General features: G+C 57.4%; 2 rRNA genes. Both read right to left on the bottom strand.

The features are described 5' to 3' along the window. Nucleotides 1-3 precede the first annotated feature (3 nt). Nucleotides 4-120, bottom strand: a 5S ribosomal RNA gene (gene rrf / locus ABD332_RS59745). A gap of 107 nt (nt 121-227) precedes the next feature. After that, nucleotides 228-3,345 (bottom strand): 23S ribosomal RNA (locus ABD332_RS59740). Between the last annotated feature and the right edge of the window lie 5 nt (nt 3,346-3,350).

Raw genomic sequence — 3,350 nt, 5'->3', positions numbered from 1 at the left:
TTTGTCCGGCGGCGTCCTACTCTCCCACACTCTCTCGGGTGCAGTACCATCGGCGCTGGAGGGCTTAGCTTCCGGGTTCGGAATGGGACCGGGCGTTTCCCCTCCGCTATGGCCGCCGTAACTCTATGAACCTGTCAACCACCGCACACCCCAGTCTGTCGGGGGTGCGTTCTGGTGTTGGTTCAGAATCACACAGTGGATGCGTTGTCTTCATAACTTTCGTGTATGAGGTCAAGTCCTCGGCCTATTAGTACCGGTCAGCTCAAACCTGTTACCAGGCTTCCACTTCCGGCCTATCAACCCAGTGGTCTAACTGGGGGCCTTAACCCTCAAGGGGTGGGATACCTCATCTCGAAGCGAGCTTCCCGCTTAGATGCTTTCAGCGGTTATCCCTTCCGAACGTAGCCAACCAGCCGTGCTCTTGGCAGAACAACTGGCACACCAGAGGTTCGTCCGTCCCGGTCCTCTCGTACTAGGGACAGCCCTTCTCAAGTATCCTACGCGCGCGGCGGATAGGGACCGAACTGTCTCACGACGTTCTAAACCCAGCTCGCGTACCGCTTTAATGGGCGAACAGCCCAACCCTTGGGACCTACTCCAGCCCCAGGATGCGACGAGCCGACATCGAGGTGCCAAACCATCCCGTCGATATGGACTCTTGGGGAAGATCAGCCTGTTATCCCCGGGGTACCTTTTATCCGTTGAGCGACACCGCTTCCACCTGCCAGTGCCGGATCACTAGTCCCGACTTTCGTCCCTGCTCGACCTGTCAGTCTCACAGTCAAGCCCCCTTGTGCACTTGCACTCAACACCTGATTGCCAACCAGGCTGAGGGAACCTTTGGGCGCCTCCGTTACATTTTAGGAGGCAACCGCCCCAGTTAAACTACCCACCAGACACTGTCCCTGAACCGGATCACGGTCCGAAGTTAGATACCCAAATCCAACAGAGTGGTATTTCAAGCTTGCCTCCACAACCACTGGCGTGGCCGCTTCACCGGCTCCCACCTATCCTACACAATCGAATTCGAGTACCAATGTCAAGCTATAGTGAAGGTCCCGGGGTCTTTCCGTCCTGCCGCGCGTAACGAGCATCTTTACTCGTAGTGCAATTTCGCCGGGCCTGTGGTTGAGACAGTGGGGAAGTCGTTACGCCATTCGTGCAGGTCGGAACTTACCCGACAAGGAATTTCGCTACCTTAGGATGGTTATAGTTACCACCGCCGTTTACTGGCGCTTAAGTTCTCCGCTTCGCCCCGAAGGACTAACAGGTCCCCTTAACGTTCCAGCACCGGGCAGGCGTCAGTCCATATACATCGTCTTACGACTTAGCATGGACCTGTGTTTTTAGTAAACAGTCGCTTCCCCCTGGTCTCTGCGGCCACCAACCGCTCCACCAGCATGTGGTCTCACCATCGGTGGCCCCCCTTCTCCCGAAGTTACGGGGGCAATTTGCCGAGTTCCTTAACCACAGTTCGCCCGATCGCCTCGGTATTCTCTACCTGACCACCTGTGTCGGTTTGGGGTACGGGCCGCTCGAAACTCGCTAGAGGCTTTTCTCGGCAGCATGGGATCACTGACTTCGCCTGAAACGGCTCCGCTTCACGTCTCACCCTCAAGCAGTGCGGATTTGCCTACACTGCGGGCTACACGCTTGCCCCGGCACAACCACCGGCCGGGTCCAGCTACCCTCCTGCGTCACCCCATCGCTTGCCTACTACCCCACAAGTTCCCAATCGCCGACACTCAACCCGAAGGTCTTATGCCTTTGAGAGGTTAGTACATGAAGGTTCAGCATGGACGCTTCTACGCGGGTACGGGAATATCAACCCGTTATCCATCGACTACGCCTCTCGGCCTCGCCTTAGGCCCCGACTCACCCAGGGCGGATTAGCCTGGCCCTGGAACCCTTGGTCATCCGGCGGCAGGGTTTCTCACCCTGCTTTCGCTACTCATGCCTGCATTCTCACTCGCGTCACCTCCACGGCTGGATCACTCCGCCGCTTCACCGGTGACACGACGCTCCCCTACCCATCCACACACCTGGACCCTCATCCGAAGAATCAGGCCGGGTTATCATGTGAATGCCACAGCTTCGGCGGTGTGCTTGAGCCCCGCTACATTGTCGGCGCGGAACCACTTGACCAGTGAGCTATTACGCACTCTTTCAAGGGTGGCTGCTTCTAAGCCAACCTCCTGGTTGTCTATGCGACCCCACATCCTTTACCACTTAGCACACGCTTAGGGGCCTTAGCTGGTGATCTGGGCTGTTTCCCTCTCGACTACGAAGCTTATCCCCCGCAGTCTCACTGCCACGCTCTCACTTACCGGCATTCGGAGTTTAGTTGACTTCAGTAAGCTTGTAGGCCCCCTAGGCCATCCAGTGCTCTACCTCCGGCAAGAAACACGTGACGCTGCACCTAAATGCATTTCGGGGAGAACCAGCTATCACGGAGTTTGATTGGCCTTTCACCCCTAACCACAGGTCATCCCCCAACTTTTCAACGTTGGTGGGTTCGGCCCTCCACGCGGTCTTACCCGCGCTTCAGCCTGCCCATGGCTAGATCACTCCGCTTCGGGTCTAGGACACGCGACTGAACGCCCTATTCAGACTCGCTTTCGCTACGGCTCCCCCACACGGGTTAACCTCGCCACGTATCACTAACTCGCAGGCTCATTCTTCAAAAGGCACGCCGTCACCCCACACTCGCGTGTGGACGCTCCGACGGATTGTAGGCGCACGGTTTCAGGTACTATTTCACTCCCCTCCCGGGGTACTTTTCACCTTTCCCTCACGGTACTAGTCCGCTATCGGTCACCAGGGAGTATTTAGGCTTACCAGGTGGTCCTGGCAGATTCACGGCAGATTACAGGAGTCCGCCGCTACTCGGGAACACACCAACACAGACCCGCGATTTTCGCCTACCGGACTCTCACCGTCTACGGTGCCGCTTTCCAGCGAACTTCGACTAACCACGAATTTTCTGACTGTGCGACCGGTCAGCAGCCCGATCAAGACATGTCCCACAACCCCGCACACGCAACCCCTGCCAGGTATCACACGTGCACGGTTTAGCCTCATCCGCTTTCGCTCGCCACTACTCACGGAATCACAATTGTTTTCTCTTCCTGCGGGTACTGAGATGTTTCACTTCCCCGCGTTCCCTCTACCCGCCCTATGTGTTCAGGCGGGAGTGACACCACATGACTGGTGCCGGGTTCCCCCATTCGGACACCCTGGGATCACAGCTCGGTTGACAGCTCCCCCAGGCCTATCGCGGCCTCCCACGTCCTTCATCGGCTCCTGGTGCCAAGGCATCCACCGTACGCCCTCAGCAACTTGACCACAAT

This window comes from Dactylosporangium maewongense, assembly GCF_039531485.1.
GTDB classification, from domain to species: Bacteria; Actinomycetota; Actinomycetes; order Mycobacteriales; family Micromonosporaceae; genus Dactylosporangium; species Dactylosporangium maewongense.
This window is presented reverse-complemented; position numbering and strand designations above follow the sequence as displayed.